At 71.9% G+C, this 20,934-nt stretch carries 15 protein-coding genes; 7 read left to right on the top strand and 8 right to left on the bottom strand.

Annotation, left to right across the window (positions count from 1 at the left end):
• The first annotated feature begins 59 nt into the window (after positions 1–59).
• The 4 genes from ACPT94_RS08595 to ACPT94_RS08610 all read left to right on the top strand — a co-directional run bounded on the left by ACPT94_RS08595 (position 60) and on the right by ACPT94_RS08610 (position 5,516).
• Positions 60–1,886: a LamG-like jellyroll fold domain-containing protein gene (locus tag ACPT94_RS08595; protein WP_425245562.1), complete on the top strand. Its 1,827-nt coding sequence runs from the start codon at positions 60–62 to the stop codon at positions 1,884–1,886.
• Between the two features lie 26 nt (positions 1,887–1,912).
• Entirely contained in the window at positions 1,913–3,589 is a 1,677-nt protein-coding gene (locus ACPT94_RS08600; protein ID WP_425245563.1) for a PHP domain-containing protein, read from the top strand.
• Positions 3,590–3,649: 60 nt separating this feature from the next.
• Positions 3,650–4,543, top strand: coding sequence for a PaaX family transcriptional regulator (locus tag ACPT94_RS08605; RefSeq protein ID WP_425245564.1), 894 nt, complete (start codon positions 3,650–3,652; stop codon positions 4,541–4,543).
• Positions 4,544–4,622: 79 nt separating this feature from the next.
• Positions 4,623–5,516 carry an alpha/beta fold hydrolase gene (locus tag ACPT94_RS08610; RefSeq protein WP_360341266.1) on the top strand — a complete coding sequence of 298 codons (894 nt, stop codon included), beginning with the start codon at positions 4,623–4,625 and terminating at the stop codon, positions 5,514–5,516.
• 57 nt (positions 5,517–5,573) lie between these two features.
• Here the strand turns inward: ACPT94_RS08610 and fxsT are convergent, their stop codons facing one another.
• The 8 genes from fxsT to ACPT94_RS08650 all read right to left on the bottom strand — a co-directional run bounded on the left by fxsT (position 5,574) and on the right by ACPT94_RS08650 (position 18,381).
• On the bottom strand, positions 5,574–9,701 hold the full coding sequence (gene fxsT / locus ACPT94_RS08615; protein ID WP_425245565.1) for an FxSxx-COOH system tetratricopeptide repeat protein: 4,128 nt from the start codon (positions 9,699–9,701) through the stop codon (positions 5,574–5,576).
• The gene (locus ACPT94_RS08620; RefSeq protein WP_425245566.1) at positions 9,688–11,145 is read right to left on the bottom strand and encodes a TIR-like protein FxsC; all 1,458 of its coding nucleotides are present in this window, start codon (positions 11,143–11,145) and stop codon (positions 9,688–9,690) included. Before ACPT94_RS08620 ends, fxsT begins: the two co-directional genes overlap by 14 nt.
• 55 nt (positions 11,146–11,200) lie before the next feature.
• Positions 11,201–12,037: an AAC(3) family N-acetyltransferase gene (locus ACPT94_RS08625; RefSeq protein WP_425245567.1), complete on the bottom strand. Its 837-nt coding sequence runs from the start codon at positions 12,035–12,037 to the stop codon at positions 11,201–11,203.
• Entirely contained in the window at positions 12,034–14,154 is a 2,121-nt protein-coding gene (locus ACPT94_RS08630) for an FxsB family cyclophane-forming radical SAM/SPASM peptide maturase (RefSeq protein WP_425245568.1), read from the bottom strand. Before ACPT94_RS08630 ends, ACPT94_RS08625 begins: the two co-directional genes overlap by 4 nt.
• Positions 14,155–14,576: 422 nt before the next feature.
• Positions 14,577–15,032, bottom strand: coding sequence for a MaoC family dehydratase (locus tag ACPT94_RS08635; RefSeq protein WP_189932668.1), 456 nt, complete (start codon positions 15,030–15,032; stop codon positions 14,577–14,579).
• Between the two features lie 11 nt (positions 15,033–15,043).
• Positions 15,044–16,564, bottom strand: a complete 1,521-nt coding sequence (locus ACPT94_RS08640; protein ID WP_360341281.1) for an acyl-CoA synthetase — start codon at positions 16,562–16,564, stop codon at positions 15,044–15,046.
• Between the two features lie 12 nt (positions 16,565–16,576).
• Positions 16,577–17,452 carry an amidohydrolase family protein gene (locus ACPT94_RS08645; RefSeq protein ID WP_360341284.1) on the bottom strand — a complete coding sequence of 292 codons (876 nt, stop codon included), beginning with the start codon at positions 17,450–17,452 and terminating at the stop codon, positions 16,577–16,579.
• Between the two features lie 11 nt (positions 17,453–17,463).
• Positions 17,464–18,381: an SDR family oxidoreductase gene (locus tag ACPT94_RS08650; protein ID WP_360341287.1), complete on the bottom strand. Its 918-nt coding sequence runs from the start codon at positions 18,379–18,381 to the stop codon at positions 17,464–17,466.
• Positions 18,382–18,593: 212 nt separating this feature from the next.
• Here ACPT94_RS08650 and ACPT94_RS08655 point away from each other — a divergent pair, with 212 nt between their 5' ends.
• The 3 genes from ACPT94_RS08655 to ACPT94_RS08665 form a co-directional block, all read left to right on the top strand.
• Positions 18,594–19,136 carry a MarR family winged helix-turn-helix transcriptional regulator gene (locus tag ACPT94_RS08655; RefSeq protein ID WP_360341290.1) on the top strand — a complete coding sequence of 181 codons (543 nt, stop codon included), beginning with the start codon at positions 18,594–18,596 and terminating at the stop codon, positions 19,134–19,136.
• 99 nt (positions 19,137–19,235) lie between these two features.
• On the top strand, positions 19,236–20,597 hold the full coding sequence (locus tag ACPT94_RS08660) for an MFS transporter (RefSeq protein WP_360341293.1): 1,362 nt from the start codon (positions 19,236–19,238) through the stop codon (positions 20,595–20,597).
• Between the two features lie 45 nt (positions 20,598–20,642).
• On the top strand, positions 20,643–20,934 hold a 292-nt coding region (locus ACPT94_RS08665), incomplete at its 3' end, for a helix-turn-helix domain-containing protein (RefSeq protein WP_425245569.1).

The following is a 20,934-nucleotide window of genomic DNA, read 5'->3' on the forward strand; positions in this document are numbered from 1 at the left end:
CGTCCACGCACCTCTTCGCACTTCTTCCACGGACCTCTTCGCACTCCCACGGAGCACTCGTGTGTACTTCGCATGCCCATGAACAGGGCGAGGCCGCGCAGGCCGGCGCCGGTCGACGCAGTTTCCTGAGAGCCACCGCGTTGCTCGGCGCCGCCACCACCGCGTCGGTCGCGCTGCCGGCCACCGCCGAGGCCGCCTCGCAGAGCAGCCTGCGGCCCGACCCGGACAGCCGCCGCTTCACGCTCGCGGTGATGCCGGACACGCAGTACCTCTTCGACGGACCGAGCATCGACAAGGCGCCCGTCGAGGCCTCCCTGCGCTACCTCCTGGAGCACGGCAGGGACGAGAACATCGTGTTCCTGTCCCACCTCGGCGACCTCACCCAGAACGGGACGAAGGCCGAAGTCACCGCGATCAGCGAGGCGTTCGAGCTGCTCGACCGGCGCGGGGTCGGCTACAGCGTGCTGGCCGGCAACCACGACGTGAAGTCCTCGACGACCGACCAGCGCGGCGCGACCCCGTACCTGGACGCCTTCGGCCCGGAGCGCTTCGAGGGCAGGAAGACCTTCGGCGGCGCCTCCCCGGACGGCTACAACACCTTCCACCTGTTCCGGGCCGGCGGCCGGGAGTGGATGGTGCTGGCGCTGGACTGGCGGCTGTCGGCGCAGGGGTACGCGTGGGCCGCCGACGTCCTGGCGAAGCACCCGAGGACGCCCGTCGTCCTCACCACGCATGAACTGGTCGTCGAGGACGACACGTTGTCGGCGTACGGGCAGCAGCTCTGGGACCGGCTGATCGAGGACCACGACCAGATCTTCCTCACCCTCAACGGCCACTACTGGCCCGCCGGACGGGCGACGTGGAGGAACGCGGCGGGGCACGACGTCCATCTGCACCTGACGAACTACCAGAACCGTTACTTCGGCGGCGCGGCGATGATCCGCCTGTACCGCTTCGACCTCGACCGGAACGTCATCGACGTGGAGACGGTCTCCCCGTGGATCCTGGGCCGGGCCGCGAAGGGGCTCAACGAGCTGGAGCGGCAGGAGATCGAACTGAGCGGGGACGCCGACCGGTTCACCGTGGAACTCGACTTCGCCGAGCGGTTCTCCGGCTTCGACCCGGTGCCGGCACGGCCGGCGCGCCCCGTGTCGAGGATGCTGGTTCCGGGGACGGCGGCGTACTGGCGCTTCGAGTCGCCGGCGAGCGGCACGGTCCGTGACCTGTCCGGGCGCGGCAACGACCTCACCGTCGTCTCCGTGGGCGGCGGTTCGCTGGGCTGGTCGGCGGACCACCACCCCGACCAGCCCGGCCACGGCAGCCTGGAGTTCCAGGGCTACAAGTCCCCGCTGAAGGGCGCGTACCTGCGCACGGTGGACGGCGCTCCGCTCAACTCCGCGACGTTCGCGCGGGGTTACACCATCGAGGCCTTCTACCGGCTGCCCGCCGACTGGGACCCCGCCCACCACGCCTGGTCGGGCCTGGTCAGCCGTACCGGCACGGGCGGCGCTGCCGGGAAGACCGCCGACGACCCCGACGAGCCGCTCGCCACCCTGTCCCTGTCGAACGACCGGGAACCGCAGTGGGCGATGCGCCCGCTGAACCAGGAGGGCATCGCCACCAACTGGGGCCAGGAGACCCCGCTGGAGACGTGGTGGCACCTCGCGGTCGTCAACGACGGGCGGCACACCACGCTGTACGTCGAGGGCTGCCCGGTGGTCCGCAACCCGAAGGCGACGGCGGTCGGCATCACGTCCGTCGGGCTGCCGTGGCTGCTCGGCGGATACGAGTACGGCGGGCAGATCGACCAGATCCTGCACGGCCGGCTCGGTGACGTCCGGATCGTCGAACGGGCGCTGCCCGTCACCTCCTTCATGAACCGCTGAGTCCGCCGAGTCCGCGAGAGAGAGTCATGTCCGAGCAGCAGCTGCCCGTCTGGGCCGACCCGTCCGTCTCCCCCGCCGCCCTGAACCCCCAGGGCGCTTCCCGACGTCAACTCCTGCGTGCGGCTGGCCTGTTCGGTGCCGCGTTCGCGCTCGGGTCGGCGGCCACGCCGGCCGTCGCCGCCGGGCGGGGCCACGGCGGGTCCGGCGGTGAGGACCCGCGCCTCGCCTACCTCGTCGGCGACCACCACATCCACACCGTGTACAGCCACGACGCCAAGTACACCTTCTCCCAGCTGGCCGCCGCGGGCGCCCGCTACGGCCTCGACTGGATGGTGTTCACCGAGCACTCCAACTTCGGGCACGCCCGGTTCGGCGCGCCGCTGGAGCACGACGAGATCCTCAGGGCCCGCGCCGAGAACCCGCGCCAGCTGATCTTCCAGGGCCTGGAGTGGTACATCCCGGCCGCCGAGCACTGCACGGTCTTCGCGGCGCCCGGCCCGCACGAGGTCGACCTGCTCACCCGGTTCGAGAGCGCCTACGACGGCAAGCTCCTCGGCTACACCGAGGGCGCCGCCGGCGCCGCGGACACCGCGCGCAACGAGGCCCACGCGGTCAAGGCCGTCCAGTGGCTGGCCGAGCAGCGCCGCACCGGCTACGTCGACGACGTCCTCGTCCTCGCCAACCACCCGATGCGGCTGGGCATCGACTCCCCGCACGAGATGCGCAACTGGCGGGACGCGGCCCCCGAGATCATGATCGGCATGGAGGGCGCTCCGGGTGCCCAGGGCGCGGCCATTCCCGGCCTGCGCGGGGCGACGTCGATCCGCGGCGAGTACGAGAACAAGCCGTCGGCACAGTCGTGGGCGGGGTATCCGGCGGACGCCTATCTCACGTACGGCGGCTTCGACTGGGCGACGGCGACCGTGGGCGGTCTGTGGGACGCGCTGCTCGCCGAGGGCAGGCTGTTCTCGATCACCACCAACTCCGACGCGCACCGCGTCGTCTTCGACACCTGGAAGAACGGCGACTGGGCGCCGGGTCAGAACTTCGACAACACCGGCCGGCTGCCCGACCCGGTGAACACCGACACCCCGCAGCCGGGCAGCGACTTCTGGCCCGGTCAGTTCAGCCGCACCCACGTCGGCGTCACCCGCTACGGCTACCGCTCGGTGATGGCGGGTCTGCGCGCGGGCCGTGTCTGGGTGGACCACGGGCATCTGCTGGACGGGCTGGAGGTGCGGCTGAAGCGCGACTGCGACCACGGGCGGGGTGTCACCCTCGGCGGACGGCTGCGGGTCCGCAAGGGCGAGAAGCTCACCCTGAGCGTCACCGTCACCAGCGCCTCGCGCCCCAACCCCCAAGGGATCCTCCCGGAATTGGCGCACGTGGACGTCGTCCGGGGCGCGGTGCGCGGCCCGGCCGCCGACCGGGACGGCTGGCGGGCGCCCGACACCAGGGTCGCCTGGACGAAGGACGTGAGCGGCCGCACGGGGACGTACACCCTGCGCGTCCCGCTGACCGCCGGCGACGAGTCCTTCTACGTGCGTCTGCGCGGCAGTGACGGAAACCGCAACGGGGCCGGTTACCTCGGTGCCGCGGTCGACCCGCACGGCCCGATCCCGCACGCGCCCGGCGACGGCGACCCGTGGGCCGACACCTGGTTCTACTCCAACCCGGTCTTCGTGGACGTGGTGGGCGCCTGACCGGCTCCGACGGGTACCTGGCGAAGACCTGACCGGAGGGACCGGAGGTACCGTGGCCGCGTGACCACCGAAGAGTCGCTGCGGCCGCAGTCCCTGATGCTCACGTTCCTCGGCGAGCAGGTGCTCGGGCGCGAGGTGTGCGTGTACTCGGGCAGTGTGATCGACGTCTTCGCGCGCGCCGGAGTGGGCGAGCAGGCGACGCGTTCGACGCTGACCCGGATGGTGGGCCGCGGTCTGCTGCGCCGCCAGCGCGAGGGCCGCCGCATGTACTTCGGCCTGACCGAGCACTCCGAGGCCGTGCTGCGCGACGGCGAGCACCGCGTCTGGCAGACCGGCGCCGTCAACCGCCACTGGGACGGCACCTGGACCCTGCTCGGCTTCTCCCTGCCCGAGTCGTGGCAGCGGCAGCGGCACGACCTGCGCGCGAAGCTCAGCTGGAGCGGCTTCGGCCCGCTGTTCGGCGGACTGTGGATCGCCCCCGGCGAGGTCGACGTCTCCGTGCTGGTCGCCGAACTCGGCCTGTCCGCCCATGTGAAGGTCTTCCGCGCGCACGCCGACACCGGCACCGACATCGGCGCGATGATCGAGGAGACCTGGGAGCTGGCCGAACTCGCCGACCGCTACGACGGCTTCGTACGGCGCTGGCAGCCGTGGCTCACCCGGTCCCCGCACCCGGACGACGCGCTCGCCCACCGGCTGCTGCTCCAGACGGAGTGGCTGCGGATCATCCGCCGTGACCCGCGGCTGCCGGTCGAGCACCTCCCCGGGGACTGGCCGGCGGAGCGGGCCGAGCAGACGTTCCGCTCGGTCCACGACACGCTGACCCCGCTCGCCGAGGAGGCCGCCGCGCGCCTCATCGACCTCGTGCCCGCCCGGGACCATCCGGACGCCCCCGGCGCACACGTCGTCGACCGGCGCGTTCCGGATGGCCAAAAGCGCCGCACACCGGGATGATCTGGGCCACCATGGGGAATGGCCGTTGCACGAACACAGGGCATGCAGCAGTGGACGGGGGCTTCGAAGGGGGCCGCGCATGCGCACAGAGGTGTACACGGGGGACGGACGACGATTAGCCGTCGAGATCGGTGGAGATCCCGGCGGCTCACCGGTGTTCCTGCTGCACGGCACGCCCGGCAGCCGGCTCGGCCCGGCGCCCCGGCCGATGCTGCTCTACCACCAGCGGGTCCGCCTCATCACCTACGACCGTCCCGGCTACGGCCCCTCCGACCGGCTTCCGGGGCGCCAGGTCGCCCATGTCTCCGCCGACGTCGCCGCCATCGCCGACGCCCTGGGCATCGAGCGCTTCGCCGTGGTCGGCCGCTCCGGCGGCGGGCCGCACGCCCTGGCCTGCGCCGCGCTGCTGCCCGACCGGGTGACCCGGGCCGCGGTCCTGGTCAGCCTCGCCCCGCGGGACGCGGACGGGCTGGACTGGTTCGCGGGCATGGCGGCCTCCAACGTCAACGAGTACACCAAGGCCCTGAACGGACCCGATCAGCTCGCGGACAGTCTGCGAAAACGTTCCGTCGACATTCGCGCCGACCCGTACAAACTGCTGGCGCAACTGCGCTGGGAACTGACCGAGTCCGATCTCCGTGTGGTCGCCGACGCCGGCATCCGCGCCATGCTGGTGCGCAACTACCGCGAGGCGCTCAGTGTGTCCGCCGACGGCTGGGTGGACGACGCCCTGTCCTTCTGCAGCCCGTGGGGCTTCTCCCTGGCCGACATCTCCGTACCCGTACTGCTGTGGCACGGCGAGCAGGACGGGTTCTCGCCGGCCAGCCACACCCGGTGGCTGGCCGAGCGCATTCCGGGCGGGCGGGCCGTCCTGCACCCCCGGGAGGCCCACTTCGCCTCGCTGCGCGTGCTGCCGGACATCGTGACCTGGCTGCTCGGCGGCCGCTCCCGGCTGGTGGCCGACCCCGCCTGAGCGAGGGCCTGTCGTCCGGTCTGCGGCGTGATCCGAGCGACAGGCCCCCAGGGCCGCTCACACCATCGGCGGTTCCAGGTCCCGGTGGATGCGCTTGCCCTCCCGCACGGTCACCGTGTGCGGATGCTCCTCGCCGAGCAGCCGCGCCAGGTCGGCCCGCGCGCTGTCCTGGAGCTGGTCGGCCTCCGGGATCCGGCCCAGCGCGCGCAGGGTCACCCCCAGGTTGGCGCGCGAGACGACGGTGTCCGGGTGCCGGTGACCCAGCGCCGGCTGGAACCCGGCGACGGCCATCCGCTCCAGCTCCTCCGCCATCCCCAGTTCGTCCAGCTCCGCCAGCACGTTGGCGAGGTTGACGGCACAGGCCAGCGTGTAGGGGTGGCGGTCGCCGAGCACGGCGCGCAGCGTGGCGAAGTTCTTCTCCATCAGCGCCCGCGCCCTGCTCACCTCGCCCGCACCCCGCAGGAAGATGCCGAGGTTGTTGACGGCGGCCAGGGTCGCCGGATGCCGCTCCCCGGGCGCCGTGCGGTACTGCCGCACGATGTCCTGCGCCAGCACCAGGGCCTCGTCGCGCGCCCCCGTGAAGTACAGGTCGGTCGCGTAGTTCAGGGTGCAGTCCAGCACGTCCGGGGTGGTCGCGGGCGTGTCGCGCAGCCGGTAGTACTCGCGCGTCTGGTGGGTCAGGGCCCGTGCCTCGTCCACCCGACCGGCCTTGCGCAGCGACACGGCGAGGCTCTTGGCCGTGCGCAGGGTCTCCGGGTAGACCTGCCCGAACAGCCCCAGATACGCCTCGTAGCTGCTGCTCAGCAGGGAGATCGACGTCTCGTACTCACCCGTCTCGCGCAGGTCTCGGCCCAGGTTGGTGACACTGATCAGGGTGTGCGGGTGCTCGGCGCCGAGGTCGTTGCGGCGCCGGTCGTAGATCTCCTGGTCGACGTCGCGGGCCTCCGTGTAGCGGCCGAGGAGTCTGAGGCACACGGCGCGGTTGTTGTTGGCGCTGAGGGTGCGCGGGTGGTCCTCGCCGAAGCTCTCCTTGAAGCCGTTGTACGCCTCGGTGGCCATCTCCAGGGCCTCGTCGAACCGGCCGATGCTGCCGAGGTCGGTGGCCAGCCCGCTGGCCGTCATCAGGATGTGCGGATGGCCGGGCAGCAGCAGGGCCCGCTGCTGGGCGAGCGTGTCGGAACCCAGTTGCTCCGCCTCGACGTACTTGCCCAGGGAGCGCAGCACGTTGGCGATGTGGAACCGCAGGTGCAGCAGCTGGGTCTGGAGTTCCGTGGCGTAGCGCCGCTCCTCGGCGAGCGTGCGGGGCGCACGCGGATCGCGCTCGCCGGCCGTCCCCTCGGCCGGCCGGGACCTCTGCGCCCGCTGCGCGCTCTCCCCGTTCCCCGCCCTCGCCTCCCGCTCCTCCCGCTCTTTCTTCTCCTTCTTCTCGAGTGCGGGGATCTTGTCGCGGCTCACGGCCAGCTGGCGCTCCCACAGGGTGCGCAGGCCGTCGGCGAAGGAGAGCGCGGCGTTCAGGTCGCCGCGCTTCCACAGGTAGCGGACGCGGTCGATGAGCAGCTGGCGGGTCTGCGGTTCGTCGCAGATGCTGGCCTCCGAGGCCTCCAGGTGCGGCCAGATCGCGGCGAAGGTGGGCTGGTTCTCCGGGTCGTCGATGGGCTCCTCGCCGGGCGGCCGGGCGCCGGCCAGAATGCGGTGCACGACGTGCTGGGCCTCCTCCTGCTCCTGGGGGGCGAGCTGGGAGCGGATCACGGCCTGCACGAGCCGGTGCACCTGGATCGACTTGGTGGCCCGGTCCACCTTGGCGAGGGCGAACCGGCCGATCTCACGGATCACCCGGCCGAGCACCATCTTCTCCTGGAGCGCGGGGTCCTCCCTGGCCAGGACGCTCGTCATCTCGTCGCCGTAGAGCAGGTTCATGGAGATCGGTTCGGCGGCGAAGAAGGCGCACAGCTGCAGCAGGCGCACGGCGGCCGGGGAGCGTTCCTTCAGGCGTTCGATGGAGACGTTCCAGGTGGCGCCGACCGGCTCCGGGTAGTTGGCCGGCTGGCTCAGCGACAGCACCCGCTCGGCCTGTTCCTCCAGCTCGGCGAGGTAGGTGTCGACGGGGGTGCCGGTCTCGGCGAGCCAGGCGCCTGCCTGGTCGAGGGCCAGCGGCAGGTCGCCGACGGCGGCGGCGACCCGGTCGGCGTCCTCGGCGGTGAGGTCGGCGGCCCGGCGCAGCAGGTGCTCGACGCTCTCCTCGCGCAGGAACGGGTCGATCTCGAGGGCCTGGACCTCGCCGTGCTGCAGCCAGGAGTGGTTGCGGGAGGTGACCAGCACATGGCCGGCGCCGCCGGGGAAGTGCCGTTTGACCTCCTGCGGCTCGTCGGCGTTGTCGAACACCAGCAGCCAGCGCAGGGTCGAGCTCGACTGCCGCAGATGGTCGCAGACCTCCTGCGCGACCTGCGCGGCGTCGTCGCCGGCCCGCAGTCCCAGCTTGCGGGCCAGCTCCGCCAGGGAGGAGACGATCAGCTCGTTCTGCTCCGAGGGGATCCACCACACCAGGTCGTAGTCGGCGGCGAACCGGTGCACGTACTCCAGCGCGATCTGTGTCTTGCCGACGCCGCCGAGACCGTACAGCGCGTACGGCGCCGGGGAGCCGCCGGAGGCGCTGCGGCCGAGGCCGTTGCGCAGCCGTTCCAGCAGCGCGCTGCGGCCGGTGAAGGAGGCGTTGCGCGGCGAGACGTTCCAGAACCTGGGCACCGTGTCCGGGAAGCGGGCGTCGGTGAGGGCGGAGTCGTCGGTCAGCTCCGCCGGCAGCAGCGGCTTGCCGAGGGCCCGCAGCAGCGCGGAGGCCGCGTTCTTCTCGTTGGTGCGCACCAGGTCGACCGACGGCCACTCGCTGAACGTGGGCGAGGGACGCAGGTCGCCGACCCGGACCGCGACCACCTGACGGCGGCCGGAGGGGTCGCCGCCCGTGGCCGCCTCCCACACCTGGCGGGCCCTGGCCGAGCGCTGGTAGGCCGGGGAGATCACGAAGACGGTGCGGTCGGCGGGCTTCTCGGCGCCGTCGCCCTCGCCGCCGACGTACTTCAGCGACACCTTGAACCCGGCCCGGGACAGCAGGACGGCGATCCAGTCGGCCCACATGCGGTCTTCCGACACATAGCTCAGGTGCAGATCCGCCGGGAGCGTCTGGCGGGGGCGGGTGAACTTCTTCTTGATGCCCTCGCGCACGTCCTCGGGCATGCGCGGCAGCGCGGTGACGGCCTGCTCGCTGATCACCCCGGTGAGCCGTTCGAAGGCGGCCAGCAGGGAACCGGCGTTGCCGGCCTCGTCGCCGAAGGTGGCGAGCGTCTCCTCGTAGGCGTAGTAGGGGCGGTACGGGACCTCCACCGACCCCCAGTAGCCGGTGAGTTCGTCCTCGGTCATCCCGGAGGGGAATCCGTCGAACTTCGCCCGGGCCAGGGCGCGCCCGGCGTCCGCCTTCTCCTTCTCCCCCTCGTCGATGCGCATCGGCACGGGCAGGATGCGGATACGGCGGCTGCGGAAGCGGTCGTGGATGTCGTGGGCGACGGCGGAGGCGCCGTCGATGCTCTGGTCGCTGAGGGTGAAGCAGTCCACGAGGACGTCGGGCAGGTGGGCGGTGCAGATGTCGGCGATGTCGGAGAGGCCGGTGCGGCTGTCGATGAGGACGTAGTCGTAGTTGCGCCGCATGTCCTCGCGCAGCGCGTCGAAGAACAGGCCGCCGCCGAGCCGGTCGTAGAAGTTGTCCCAGTCGAAGGTGGAGACGATCGACGAGTAGTCGCGGTTCTGCCGTCCCGCCGAGACCAGGTCGAGCGTGCCGGGTTCGGGGAACGGCCAGTCCAGGGAGACGGCGTGGCGCTGGACACGGGCGTATTCCCGGTGCCAGTCGGGCGGCCGCTCCTCGGTGTCGCCGTCGTCGGTGGCCGCGTAGGCGTAGTCCTTGAGCAGGTCGATGACGCCGGTGGTGGCGCCGAGGGTGGCCGGATCGAGGAAGGGGTGGAAGAAGCGGTGCAGGCCGGGCGCCTCCAGGTCCCAGTCCACGGCTAAGACGCGTTTGCCGTTGGCGGCCAGGATCCAGGCGGTGTTGGCGAGGGCCATCGTGCGGCCGGTGCCGCCCTTGTACGAGTAGAACGTCACGATGCGGCCTGCGGGGCCGCCTTGTTCGTCAAGGCTGCTCATCGCGGTCTTCCTCCTCGGCGTCCCGGCGGTGTCCCTGTGATCGGCAGTCCCCGCTGCCGCGGTGCTCCCCGCTGCCGCGGTTGTCCTCACTGCCCCGGCCCTCTCCGCTGCTCCGGTGGTCCTCGCTGCCCCGGTTCTCCCGGCTGTCCTGGCTCTCTCCGCTGCCGCGGTACTCCTCACTGCCGCGGTTCTCCTCACTGCCCCGGCTGTCCCCGCTGTTCGGGTCGCACAGCCGGAAGCGCTCCGGGCTCGGGCCGGACGGGGGCCGGGGCTGGGCCCGTTTGAGGTACTCGCCCTCCGCCCAGTGCACGACGTGCGGCAGCACCTCGCTGAAGGACCGGTGGTCGGGGACGCCCCGGACGGCTGGTCTGCACGCCTGCCGGCCCTGCCGCATCCTGCGCGGCAGGGCGGCCTCGGCGTGGGCGGCGAGTGCGTACTCGGCCTCGTCGCTGTCGGGGTCGGTCTCGTTCCACGGCACCACCAGGCCGGTCGGCGGCCGGTCGCTGCCGTCGAACTCGCCGAGCCGGGCACGGTGTTCGGCGTCGCGCAGCACCCAGCGGTCCAGGAGCAGGACCTCCGGTCCGTCGGCGGCGTCGGCCGTGTGGTCGAACTCGCGCAGGTCGGGACGGAAGGCGAGGCGCTCGGCGATACCGGCGGCGACCTGGGCGAGCGGCTGGTCGGAGGCGGGGTGGTAGGGGTTCCAGTCGAGCGGTGAGGGGCCGTAGTAGTCGGGGCTGCGTCCCTCCGGCAACCGGTTCAGGGAGCCGGCCGCCACACTGATCCTGAGGCTGCGCCCGGTCGTCGGCTTCGCGGGGACCGGGGGCGCGAAGGCGTCGTGCGCGGCGGCCAGGCCGTCGGGGGCGCCGCGCTCCACGACGACGCTCTCGCCGACCTCGACGATGCGCCGGGCCAGGTGCAGCACGGCCTTCTGGTAGTCGCTGCGGAACGATCTCAGCTTGGCCAGCCCGTACAGGCCGAACGTGCGGTAGCGCTCACCGAGTTCGGGATGTGTGTACTGCACCTCCCTGACGCAGTCGGGGAGCCGGTGGGACGGCACGGGCGCCCACAGCGCGGGCACCACCGCGCTGGGCAGGCCGCGCTGTCCCTCGACGCGATAGCGTGCCGGGCGGCTGCCGAACGCGGTCCACTCCCTGCCGCACCAGGAGCTGATGAAGTACCGCGGCGAGTACAGCGGCACGAACACCCGGCAGCCGGCCAGCGAGTGGGCGAGCTCGTGCCGCCAGATCTCTCCGGCCCGGATCGAACGGTCCATGTATCCCGGCGCCCCCGGATGCGCCGTCATGTTCCGTATGTGCTCGCAGAGTTCGTCGAACAGGCGGTGCACCCACAGGTCCGGGTTGCCGTTGTTGAGACCGTCCCGGGGCATGTGGGCGTAACTCAGGAAGAAATAAGGGGCGGTGGCGTCCTCCCCCGTCGGCTCCATCGGCTGCACGCGATCCCCCGATCCCGTCCCCGCCCCGTCCCGCGGGGGCGGACACTCAGTGTAGGAACCTCGCAGCGATTTGTGACGGGTCCGTGAAAACGCGGACGGGTCGATTTCCGGCCAGCCAGCCGACGGCGAAGTCCACGGCGGCGCCCAGCGGGAACAGCCGGGCCTGCGCGTCCCCGACGGGACCGCCGCGGACGACCGGATCGGGCCGGGCGGTGTCGTGCTGCTCGAAGTCGGCGCCCAGCGCGCCGAAGTCGCCGTCGTCCAGGGCGACGTCCTCGTACGCGGTCCAGCGCCGCTCACCGTCGCGCAGGACCACGCAGCGGTACGTGCGCCGGGGCGGGTCGGGGACGCGGTACTCGGCGAGGTGGAAGGCGCTGCACACCTCGTGTCCGACGCCGAGCAGCAGCACGCGGGCGCCAGCCCGGTACAGACGGGCGAGCGGGGACGTCTCGCCCAGGTGGCACTCCTCGTCGTGGCCGGCCAGCAGCTCACCGGCCCGGGCGCCGACGGCGGCGAAGGAGGTCTGGGGATGGGCGCTGCGCACCGCGTCCGGGTGCAGTCGCACCGCCTCGGCCAGCCGCCCCATGCCCTGCGAGGGCGTGCGCAGTGGATCGAACGGCGTCATCTCCGCGTGGTACACGGCGCGCTGACGCTCCGTCATGTCACGAGTGCGGTCCCGGTACGCCGGTGAGGTGTCGGAGTTGCCGGCGGTGAAGGCCGGGACGACCAGCGTCCCCTCGGGGCCGAGGACGTCGAGCAGGGCTGTCAGGACCGTCTCGGGGCCGGCGCCGACCCGGCGCAGGGAGGCGTGTGCCAGCAGGGTCTCCCCGGGGCGGACTCCGAGCGCCTCGAAGGCCTGCGTGAGCGGCCGGCCGCTCGTCATGCGCGGCGCCCCATGCCGTCGACGAACCGCCGGCCGAGCGGGGTCAGGGACCCGGCGGCCGACAGCTCCCGCAGTTGCGCCTCGGTCCGGCGGGCCGACTCGGGTTCGGGGCGCAGCGCGTCGGTCGCCGTGCGCGCGTAGGTGTCGGCGAGGAGCACGCCGGTGCGGGCGTCCGACTCGTCGTAGAGATCGCACACGTCGAGCAGGGCGTCGAGGACGCCCAGCCGGAAACCGCGGACCAGATCGACGGCGACCTGGACGGGATCGGCGTGGAGGTGGAGGCCGAGGGCGGCGAACCCTCCCTCGGCGTGGGTGCGTCGAGGGTCCGCGGGCGCGGCGAGCGGGGTCACGACCCGCACGCCCTCCGCCATGCCGGCGGCGACCCCGGGCAGGGCCCCGCGGATCAGCGCCCACGCCTGCGGCAGGATGTGCCGCCAGCGGTCGGCTTCCTCCTCGGTCAGGCGGGGGCTGACCGGGGCGCCGAAACAGTCGCGGTGCGGATCGAGGTCGTCGAGGACGACGTCCAGTCCGTCGGTGCGCAGCCGGAGCAGGGGCTCCGAGACCTGATGGGACGTCAACTCGACTGTGACGCCCTGCGCTTGCACGCGGGTGCGTCCCAGCCCCGGAAGGTACGCATAGCTGTCGTGGACCGGCACCGTGACCCGGTCGGCGCTGCCCGCCGCAAGCGCCACGGAGGCGACGAGGGAGGCCAGGTGGTCGGGCGAGGCGGCGCCGTCCAGGCAGCGGACGGCCCAGACTCGCGTGTAGGGGTGGGCGAGAAGCGGAGCGAGCAGAGGCTCGTCCTCGCGCCCCAGCTCTACGGCGAGCTGCCATGCCCCGGCCCACAACGCGCCTGCGCGCGCACCGAGTTCGCGGTCGAGGAGGCTCAGCAGGTCGCGCGTGACGGTCTGCCGTTCGCGGGCGAGACGGCGTACGGCCGTCCCGTCGTCGCCGCCCTCGGCCAGGGCGTCGAAGCCTTCGATCGGCCGGTGCGCACTGGCGCCGGTCCGGGCGTCGATGGCGACGATCAGCTCCTTCAGGTCCGCGCAGAAGACCGACGGATTGTCGAACCCCGTGCCGTCGCCCCGGTACCGGTGGGCGAACAGCCCGCCCCCGCACGAGCGCACCACAGGACACGTACGGCACTGCGCGGACAGGTCGTCCAGGCCGTGCTGCCGGGCGGCCATGCCCGGATGGCGGGCCACCTCGTCGAGGGTGTGGTGGAAGACGTCCTTGCCGGTGACGGGTGCGCCGTCGTACGCCGTCTTCAGCGAGTCGGCCTGCTCGTAGGTCCCGTCGGTCTCGACCACGACCACGTCGGCCGACTCCAGTCCCATCGCCTCGGTCAGGCTGGCCCCTCCGCCCAGGGTGCTGACGATCGAGTCGAACAGCCGCACCGGCATCGGCCGGCCCCGCGCGCTCCACCGGTCGTGCACGGCGAGCAGCCAGTCGGCGTACGGCGTGGCCGCGCCGTCGGGCCGCAGCGGCGGCGTGTCCCAGGTGGCGTGGGGCAGGAGGAAGTCTATGCGCGGGGGCCGCAGTTCGGCCAGGGCGTCGTACACGGCGACGGGGTCGTTGCGTACGTCGACGGTGCACAGGAGGCCGGCGAACAGATGGCGGTAACGGTCCTGGTCGAGCAGGGCGATCGCCCTGAGCACCTTGTCGTGGCTGCTGCGGCCGTCGGCGAAGAGCCGGTACCGGTCGTTCGCGGCGCGGTCGCCGTCGAGGGAGACGCCGACCCGGACGCCGAACTCGGCGAACAGGTCGAGGTAGCGCTCACTGAGCTGGACGCCGTTGGTGTGGATCCGCAGATCGAGCGCGCACACGCCGTGCACGGCGGTGACCAGTTCCTCGCACAGGCTCCGTAACCGGGCCGGCCCGGCGAGCAGCGGCTCGCCTCCGTGCAGGATGACCTGAACGGAGGCGAGCTGATGGTCCTTGGCATGCTCCGCCAGCCGGAGGGCCGTCCAGGAGACGGTCTCTGGCGAGATCACCCTGGGCCGGGTACTCCAGCTCTGGTCGGCGTGCTCGTAGACGTAGCAGTGCCGGCAGGCGAGATCGCATCTGCTGTGCACTTTGAGAACGAGTTGCCGAAGCGGAACGATCGGACCGGTCATGACGAAGTGTGGGGTGTCCTCGGACGGACGTCCTCAGATGGACGACTGGAAGGTGACCCCTGCCCCTCTGCGTGCCTGCGTGGCCGAGAGGGCACGGCGCACACCTCGGGCACTCCTGGGGTCGTGCGGAGCGTCGAGACGCAACGCGGCCTGACGAGACGTGGCGGCGACCACCGACTGCACAGTGGTGCTCGCAGTGGTTCTTGCTGGAATGGTCACGGCATTCCCTGATCCGGAGGGGTGGGGTGTGGTGATGAGTACCCACGCGATGGAAAGAGCAGACGGTCAGCCAGCACGGTACAGCCAGTCGGACCACCACGCGGGACGAATCATGCCCCCGACGGGGTGATGCGACACCGATTCGGCTGACGATCCCTGTCAGACTACCGGCTACCCCCGGTGAGCGCCCGTCAGGCGTTCGGTCAGGCGTAGAACCGCGACAGGCTCTGCAGCACGGCCGCCGGCTTGGCCCCGCCCTCGATCTCGATCGTGCCGTCGACGGTGATCTGCACCCCGCCCGGCACCTCCTCGACCTCGGCGAGCCGCCCCACCAGACGGATGCGGGAGCCCACCTTGACCGGGGAGGGAAAACGCACCTTGTTCAGGCCGTAGTTGACCTTCGTGGTCACGCCCTGGACGTCCAGCAGTTCGGTGAACAGCGGGATGAACAGGGAGAGGGTGAGGTAGCCGTGCGCGATGGGGGCGCCGAAGGGGCCGTCCTTGGCGCGCTCGGGGTCGACGTGGATCCACTGGTGGTCGCCGGTGGCGTCGGCGAAGGTGTCGATGCGCTCCTGGGTGACCTCGATCCACTCGCTGGCGCCCAGATCGCTGCCGGCCAGCTTCTTCAGCTCGTCGAGACCGTTGACGGTGATGCTCATATTGCCGTTCCTCACTTGGGAGTCGATGCGGGGTCGGTGCCGTACCGGGAGCGCACCCGGGACTTCAGGAGCTTGCCGGAGGCGGTGCGCGGGAGTGCGTCCGCGACCACCACCGACTTGGGGATCTTGTACTTGGCGAGGCGGCCGGACAGGGAGGCCAGCACCTCGTCGGGGTCGATCGCGGTGCCCTCGCGGGGTACGACGACCGCGCGCGGCACCTCCCCCCACTTCTCGTCGGGTACGCCGATGACCGCGCACTCGACGATGTCGGGGTGGGCGAGGAGCAGATCCTCGATCTCGGCGGGGTAGACGTTCTCCCCACCGGAGATGATCATGTCCTTTATACGGTCGACGATGTACACGTAACCGTCTTCGTCGACCCGGGCGGCGTCCCCGCTGCGGAACCAGCCGTCGCCGAAGGAGGCGGCCGTGTCTTCGGGCAGCCCCCAGTAGCCGGGCATGACGTGCGGTCCGCGCACGACCACCTCGCCGGTCTCGCCGACCTCGACGGGCGTGAGGTCGGGGCGGACGACCCGCACGTCGCTGAAGAAGTGCGGGACACCGGCCGAGCCCGACTTGCTGATGGCGTGCCCGGCGTCCAGGAAGAGGGTGCCGGGGGCGGCCTCGGTCATGCCGTAGCCCTGGAGGAAGGTGAGCCCCCGCTCCTGGTAGGCCGCGATCAGCGGGGTGGGGACCGGGGAGCCCCCGCAGGTGAGGATGCGCAGGGAGGACAGGTCGGCGTCCGGCCAGCGGGGGTGGCGGGCGATCTGGTCGAACATCGTCGGCACCCCGAACATGAAGGTGACGCGGTGCCGTTCGACCAGGTCGAAGGTGGCCTCCGGGTCGAAGGCCTCGACCAGGACACAGGTGCCGCCCTTCAGCAGCACCGGCAGCGTCAGCATGTTCAGCCCGGCCGTGTGGAACAACGGCGCGGAGACCAGGGCGCGTTCGTCGGCGATCAGGTCGGTGTCGACGAGGACGTTGATCGCGTTCCAGGTCAGGTTGCCGTGGGTGAGCATGGCGCCCTTGGGCCGGCCGGTCGTGCCCGAGGTGTACATGATGATGCAGGTGTCGTCGGCGCCGACCGGCTCGTCGATCGGCTCGTCCGCCGCCGAGGCCAGCGCCTCCTCGTACTCGGCGCCGACCTCGACGTAGGTCCGCACGTCGGTGTGGCCCGGCAGCCCGGCGACCAGGCCCGCGTGGGAGGGGCCGTAGACGAGGGCCTTGGCGCCGGAGTCGGCGAGCTGGTAGGCGATCTCGGGGCCGGCCAGGCGGGTGTTGAGGGGGACGAAGACCGCGCCGAGCGTGCCGGCCGCGAACAGGGTCTCCAGGTAGGAGGGGTGGTTCGGGCCGAGGTAGGCGATGCGGTCGCCGCGGCGGACGCCCCGGGCGCGCAGGGCGTGGGCCAGGCGCGTGGTGCGTGTGTGCAAGGTGCGGTAGTCGGTCGACTGCTCGCCGTGGACCAGGGCGGTGCGGTGCGGGGTCTTGCGGGCCCGGCGTGCGGGCCACGACCCCAGTCCCTCGTTGCGCATCGTTCACGCCCCTTACGGTGTGGTCAGCCCGAGCAGACGGGCGGCGTTCTCCTTGAGGATCTTCGGCTTCACCTCGTCCTTGATCGTCAGCTTGTCGAAGTCGGCGAGCCAGCGGTCGGGGGTGAGGACGGGGAAGTCGGAGCCGAAGAGCACCTTGTCCTTCAGCAGCGTGTTCGCGTACTGCACGAGCTGCGGCGGGAAGTACTTCGGCGACCAGCCGGACAGGTCGATGTGCACGCCCGGCTTGTGCGTGGCGACGGCCAGGGCCTCGTCCTGCCAGGGGAAGGACGGGTGCGCCAGGATGATCTTCAGGTGCGGGAAGTCGGCGGCGACGTCGTCCACGTGCAGCGGGTTGGAGTACTTCAGGCGGATCCCGCCGCCGCCCGGGACGCCGGCGCCGATGCCGGTCTGGCCCGTGTGGAACAGGGCGATCGTGCCCGTCTCCTCGATCACCTCGTACAGGTCGTAGGCGACGGCGCGGTCGTTGGGGAAGAAGCCCTGGATGCTGGGGTGGAACTTGAAGCCCTTCACCCCGTACTCCTCGACCAGGCGGCGGGCCTGCCGCACACCCGCCTTCCCCCGGAAGGGGTCGATGGAGGCGAAGGGGATGAGGACGTCCGCGTTGGCGGCGGCCGCCTCGGCGACCTCCTCGTTGGGGACGGGGGCCGTGCCGGTCGCGGACTCGGCGTCCACCGTGAAGATGACGGCGGCCATCTTCCGCTCGCGGTAGTAGGCGGCGGTCTCCTCGATGGTCGGCTTCCGCTTGCCCTCCACCTTGAAGTAGGCGGAGGAGGCGTCGTGCAGGTCGTCGTCGAGGGAGGAGTGGCCCTTGGAGGAGACCTCCGCGTGGGTGTGGACGTCGATGGCGACGAGGTCGTCGACGTTCATGGAGCGCTCCATCACGCCTCCGGGAACTTGGGCGCCGGGATGCCGACCGTCTGCAGTTCGGCGCCGACCGAGGTGGGGAAGGCGTCGGCCAGGCTCTCGGGGGTCCAGCCGCCGTCGGCGTAGGCCGCGCGGATCTCCTGCGGATGTGACCAGAGTGCCACCTTGTCGCCGCCGATGCCGATGGCCTGGCCGGTGATGGAGCGGGCGGCCTCGGAGGCGAGGAACGGGACCAGGGCCGCGCAGTCCTCGGGGGTGCCGAAGCCCTCGCCCTTGCGCAGGAAGGCGGGCAGCGGCTCGCCGTTCCTCATGGCCTCGATGTACGGGGCGAAGGCGGGGATGGTCTCGGTCATCGCGGTCGCGGCGACCGGGACGATCGCGTTGACGGTGATGTTCGCGCGGGCCAGCTCCATGGACCAGGTGCGGGCGAACGCGGCGATGCCGGCCTTGGCGGCGGCGTAGTTCGTCTGGCCGAAGTTGCCGCGCTGGCCGGCCGGGGAGCCGACCAGGATCAGCGTGCCGCCCTCGCCCTGCTCGCGCATGCGGACGGCGGCGGCGCGGGCGCAGGTGAAGGTGCCCTTGAGGTGGGTGGCGATCACCGCGTCGAAGTCGTCGTCGGTCATCTTCCACAGCACCTTGTCGCGCAGGATGCCGGCGTTGGTGACCAGGACGTCGAGTCGCCCGAACTCCTCGACCGCGCGGTTCACCAGGCGTTCGGCGGCCTCGGTCGTGCCGACGGGGACCACCTCGGCGACGGCCGTGCCGCCCGCCTCGGTGATCGACTTCACAGCCTGCTCGGCGACCTCCTCGTCGACGTCGTTGACGACCACGGAGGCGCCGTGGGCGGCCAGGGCGTGCGCGTAGGCGAGGCCGAGGCCCCGGCCGCTGCCGGTGACGACGGCGGCCTTGCCGGTGAGATCGATGCTGGGCACGGGAGGAATCCCTTCACGCGGTGAGCGGTGACACGGGTGAGCGGTGACACGGGTGAGCGATGACACGGGTGGTGCGGCTTGAGGCGCCCAGGGGCGCGGCCGGAGACGCACGAGGTGCGGCTCGCGGGTCGTCCGCGGTGCGGCTCCGCGAGATCGAAGCTAAGAGCAATAATTGTTGTCGTCAATAGTTGTTGCCAACCTGCGGGTGCGCCATGCTGGAATCTGCCACGACGAACCCGCCCCCAGGGGCCGAGACCAGGGAGCCCGCCATCGCCCGCCAGCACGACACCGTGAACGCCGCCACCCCGATCGACGCGGACGAGCCGTGGATGCGCGGGCTGCACGCGGACACGGGCTACCTGCTCTACCGCCTGGGCCTGCGCTCGGGGCAGTTGTTCAACACGTTCCTGCAGGAGTCGGGGCTGCGTCTGCGCCACTACGCGGTGCTGCGGTTCCTGGCCACCGCCGAGGGCGCGCTCCAGCGCGAGCTGAGCGCACGGCTCGGCTACGACCCGAGCGCCATCGTCGGTCTGGTCGACGATCTGGAGAAGCTGGGCTTCGCCGAACGCCGCCCGGCACCGGACGACCGCCGCAGCCGGATCGTCGTCCTCACCGAGGACGGCCGCGCCTTCCTGCGCGGCACCGACGCGGCGGGGCTGCGCGTGACGAACGAGCTGCTGGCCCCTCTCGACCAGGCCGAACGCGAGACGCTGCACGCCCTGCTGCTGCGTGTCGCGGAGGACGGCCTCAACTGATGTTGTGCAAATGATTGACGGCCGCGCGATGGCTGCCTAACTTCACCGGGCACCGGCACCTCTGCACCCCCCACCGCCCCTCGTCCCCAGGGAGCCCTCGTGCAGCCATCCCGCAAGACCCCCCGCCCACCGTCCCCCGAGTCCGCGCAGCTGCGCCGCGTCGCCCTGTCCGGACTGCTCGGCACCACGGTCGAGTTCTACGACTTCCTCGTCTACGGCACCGTCGCCGCACTCGTCTTCGGCGACCTGTTCTTCCCCCGGGCCGACCCCGCCGTCGGCACGATCGCGGCCTTCGGCACCTTCGCCGCCGGCTATGTCGCACGCCCGCTGGGCGGTCTCGTCTTCGGTCACTTCGGCGACCGGCTCGGCCGCAAGTCGATGATGCTGCTGACCATGACGCTGATGGGCTGCGGCAGCTTCCTCATCGGGCTGCTGCCGACGTACGACGCGATCGGCGTGTGGGCGCCCGTGCTGCTGGTCGCCCTGCGGGTGGTGCAGGGGCTCGCGATCGGCGGCGAGTGGGGCGGCGCGACCCTGATGGTCGTCGAGCACGCCGAACACGCCGAGGGATCCCGGCGCGGCCTGTGGTCCAGCTCCACCCAGCTCGGCGCCCCGCTCGGCTCCGTCCTGTCGGCCGGTGTGGTGACCCTCGTCTCGACTCTGCCCGACGACCAGTTCCGTACATGGGGATGGCGGGTGCCGTTCCTGCTGAGCGTGGTCCTGCTGGCCGTCGGACTGTTCGTCCGGCTGCGGGTGGCGGAGAGCCCGCTGTTCCGCAAGCCCGAGCCGCTCGACCGGCCGCCCGTCCTGGAGGTGCTGCGCCGGCCGAAACCGGTGGTGCTCGCGGCGTGCGTCGGCATCGGGGCGTTCACGGCGCAGTCGCTGTTGACGGGATTCATGATTTCGTATGCGGTCGACCGTGAACACGGTGCCTACAGTCGACCGCAGGTCCTCGCCGCCGTGACCATCGCCTCCTGCGTGGCCCTGCTGGTGCTGCCCGCCGCCTCCGCGCTGTCCGACCGGGTGGGCCGCCGGCCGGTGGTCCTCGCCGGTGCCGTCGCCTCCGCGGCGCTGGCCTTCCCGGTGCTCGCGCTGGTCGACTCCGGCTCCCCCGGTCTGCTGATCCTCGCCCTGGCCCTGGGACACGGCGTCGCCCAGTCCACGATGTACGGGCCGCTGGGCGCCCTGCTCACCGAGATGTTCGGCACCCGGGTCCGCTACACCGGCGCCTCCCTCGGCTACCAGGCGGCGACACTGATCGGCGCGGGCTTCTCACCTCTCATCGCGAGCAGCCTGCTGGCCTCCAACGGCGGCGGGAGCACACCTGTCTCGCTGCTGCTGTGCGGCGGTGCCGCGATCACCGCGCTCACCGTGTGGCGGCTGCGCGAGACGCACACGGACGCGCTGGACCCCGCCCCCGTGCGATCCGCCGCCCCCGCGCGGGAAGGAACACCGCAGTGACCGTGAAGTCGCAGCAGAGACAGTGAAGTCGAGGAACCTCCTGCCATGACCGCCACCCGCTCCGCGCCCGACCGGCTGCTGTCCGTGCTCGCCGCGTTCGACCACGCGCACCCGGCGCTGTCCCTCACCGACATCAGCCGCCGGGCCGGGCTGACCCTCACCACCGCGCACCGGCTGGTGGCCGCCCTCACCGAGTGGGGCGCCCTGGAGCGGGACGAGTCCGGCGCGTACCACGTCGGGCTGCGGCTGTGGGAGGTCGCGGCACTCGCCCCGGGGGGGGGGGGGCGCGGGCCCCGCCGCCCCCCCCCCCCCCCGGGGCCGGGCGGGGGCCCCCCCC

Source organism: Streptomyces aurantiaciflavus (assembly GCF_049808595.1).
Lineage (GTDB): Bacteria > Actinomycetota > Actinomycetes > Streptomycetales > Streptomycetaceae > Streptomyces.